This window comes from Parabacteroides sp. merdae-related_45_40 (assembly GCF_001915675.1).
Genome location: NZ_MNQY01000017.1, coordinates 1 through 2,874 on the forward strand (window position 1 = coordinate 1; position 2,874 = coordinate 2,874).

Genomic DNA, 2,874 nt, shown 5'->3' on the forward strand with positions numbered 1-2,874 from the left:
AAAGAATATATGAAGAAAGATAAAGTAACGATGTTTGCCGAGGAGTCGTATAACGACTTGGATGATAATATTGGTATCGTAATGCCTATCCTCACAGATTGCGATGTTGATGAAGATTTTACTGAAGGAATGGAGAAAGTGGGAGAGGAATTGCCCATTCTTCCGCTTCGGAATATGGTACTGTTTCCGGGCGTAGCTATGCCGGTGATGATAGGCCGCCCTAAATCTATGCGCCTGATCAAGGAGGCCGCCCACAAGAAAAGTCTGATCGGAGTGGTTTGCCAGAAGGATATGAATACGGAAGATCCGAAGATAGAAGATTTGTATGCGACGGGAGTTGTGGCCGATATTGTCCGCGTGCTCGAAATGCCCGACGGAACGACAACCGTGATCCTGCAAGGTAAGAAGCGTTTCCAATTGGAAGAGCTTTCTGCTTATGATCCTTACCTGATCGGAAAGATCAAATTGCTCGAAGACGTCATGCCGGACAAGTCCGACCGTGAGTTCGAGGCGCTTGTTTCGACTATCAAGGATTTGACGATCAAGATGCTCGGAGCTGCCTCTGAACCGCCTCGCGACTTGATATTTTCAATAAAGAATAATAAAAATATTCTCTACCTAATCAATTTCTCTTGTTGCAATGTTCCCAACGGATCGTCTGAAAAACAAGATTTGTTGTTGATTGGTAACTTGAAAGACCGTGCGTACCGTCTTTTGTTCATCCTGAACCGGGAGTATCAGTTGGTGGAACTGAAAACGTCCATCCAGATGAAGACGCACGAGGATATTAACCAGCAACAGAAGGAATACTTTCTTCAGCAGCAGATCAAGACAATTCAGGAAGAGCTAGGAGGGAATATTAATGAGTTGGAAATAAGGGAATTGCGAGAGAAAGCTGCCAAGAAAAAATGGTCGTCGGCTGTAGCTGAAACGTTTGAGAAGGAGGTGCGCAAGTTGGAGCGCCTGCATCCGCAATCTCCGGATTTCTCTATCCAGACGCAATATGTGCAGGCGATTGTCAATCTGCCATGGAACGAATACAGCAAGGATAATTTCAATCTTGCCCATGCACAGAAAGTCTTGGATCGCGATCACTACGGGTTGGAGAAGGTGAAAGAGCGCATCATTGAACATTTGGCGGTGTTGAAACTGAAAGGTGATATGAAGTCACCCATCATCTGTCTGTATGGACCTCCGGGAGTTGGTAAGACTTCGTTGGGAAAATCGGTTGCAGAAGCTTTGCACCGTAAGTATGTCCGAGTTTCGTTGGGCGGTTTGCATGATGAGGCGGAGATACGTGGCCATCGTCGTACCTACATTGGTGCGATGTCCGGACGTATCATTCAGAACCTTCAGAAGGCTGGAACCTCAAACCCTGTGTTTATCCTTGACGAGATCGACAAGGTAACGAATGATTTCAAGGGCGATCCCGCTTCTGCTTTGCTTGAGGTGTTGGATCCGGAGCAGAACAATGCATTCCATGATAATTATCTGGATATAGATTATGATTTGAGCAAAGTTATGTTTATCGCAACTGCCAATAATCTGAACACGATTTCCCAGCCGTTGTTGGACCGTATGGAGTTGATCGAGGTGAGTGGTTATATCATGGAGGAGAAGGTAGAAATCGCTGCCCGTCATTTAGTTCCGAAGCAATTGGAGATTCACGGTTTGTCGAAAGGAAAAGTGAAGTTCCCGAAAAAGACGTTGCAGGCGATCATCGAATCCTACACCCGTGAGAGTGGTGTGCGCGAATTGGATAAAAAGATTGCCAAGATCATGCGTAAGTTGGCTCGTAAGCTGGCGTCCAGCGAAGAACTTCCGGCACAGATACGTCCCGAAGATTTGCATGATTATTTGGGTGCAGTCGAATATACCCGTGATAAATATCAGGGAAATAACTATGCGGGTGTCGTAACCGGATTGGCTTGGACAGCTGTTGGCGGTGAAATCCTGTTTGTGGAATCCAGCTTGAGCAAAGGAAAGGGCTCAAAGCTTACTTTGACAGGTAACTTGGGTGACGTGATGAAAGAGTCTGCCATGTTGGCACTCGAATATATTCATTCGCATGCCGGACTGTTCGGGATCGACGAAGGTATGTTTGAAAATTGGAATGTCCATATCCATGTGCCTGAGGGGGCGATTCCGAAAGATGGTCCGAGTGCGGGTATCACGATGGTCACTTCATTGGTGTCAGCCTTTACGCAGCGTAAGGTGCGCAGTAACTTGGCTATGACCGGCGAGATTACGTTGCGTGGTAAAGTTCTTCCGGTAGGTGGTATCAAGGAAAAGATACTGGCTGCTAAACGTGCCGGAATCAAGGAACTGATCCTCTGCCAAGAGAATAAGAAAGATATCGAAGAGATTAAGCCCGATTATCTGAAAGGGCTGGCTTTCCACTATGTGGATGATATCCGCCAAGTAGTCGATTTGGCCTTGTTGAAGGAAAAGGTGGCTAATCCGTTGTTCTGAAAATACATAGGGACATTCATTAAATATTATAAAATCAGCCAATTAATTCATACACAGGGTGTTGTGAGTTAATTGGCTTTTTTGTATCTTTAGGTATTCCCCTGAAAACAAGATTTGACGGCCAAAACGGGGGAAATATCCAAACTAAGATATGGCGAAGATACAAAATATTTCAGGAATTCACTCTACTTTGGGTTTTCCAGAATTTGATATTCTGGAAAACTATCGCAAGAGTTTTCATGAGAGTGAGCTTGGCAGGCTTCATTCGTTGTTTCCGTTTGATTGTATGGTAAAATCCGCAGGCTTGTCGGACCGGCACCTGGGTCGTAGGAACATATTCAGCCCTTCCACAAAGATCGCCCTTATGGTCCTGAAGGCATACACCGGATTCTCCGACAGGCA

The 2,874-nt window shown here is 45.7% G+C and carries 1 protein-coding gene and 1 pseudogene; both read left to right on the top strand.

All coding sequences use genetic code 11. The features are described from left to right. Window positions 1-9: 9 nt before the first annotated feature. Window positions 10-2,472: an endopeptidase La gene (gene lon / locus BHV83_RS00320; RefSeq protein ID WP_005647776.1), complete on the top strand. Its 2,463-nt coding sequence runs from the start codon at window positions 10-12 to the stop codon at window positions 2,470-2,472. Between the two features lie 151 nt (window positions 2,473-2,623). Beyond that, window positions 2,624-2,874: pseudogene (locus tag BHV83_RS00325) on the top strand (DDE transposase); the annotation flags it as partial.